This is a genomic window from Methylobacterium sp. A54F (assembly GCF_053346035.1).
The window spans coordinates 1-280 of record NZ_JBKFBF010000229.1 but is presented as its reverse complement, the minus strand read 5'-3'; the positions used below and the strand labels follow the sequence as shown (position 1 = coordinate 280).

Sequence of the window (280 nt, the reverse complement as noted above, 5' to 3'; positions counted from 1 at the left end):
CGTCGAGAGGCCGCCCGTGCGCTCCGCGAGCCCGGCGGGCGCGGCGGCCGCCGATTCGGCCGCCACGGTGAGATCGGTCATCTGGGCCCGGATCGCGGCGAGCCCGGCCTGCATGTCGACCACCTCGCTCCGGGCGCGCCCGATGGAGGCGCCGACGCCCGTGATCGCGGCGAGGACGTCGGCCTCGATGACTTCGAGCACTTCACCGCCCGCGTTCGCGGGAACGGCGGGTTGCGGCCCCGCCGCCGGCACAGGGCCGGCGACGGCCACGGCCTCGACG

General features: G+C 77.9%; 1 protein-coding gene. It reads right to left on the bottom strand.

Annotation, left to right across the window (positions count from 1 at the left end):
• Nucleotides 1-280: hypothetical protein (locus ACLBXP_RS26080; RefSeq protein ID WP_447670678.1), on the bottom strand; the 280-nt coding region annotated here is incomplete at both ends.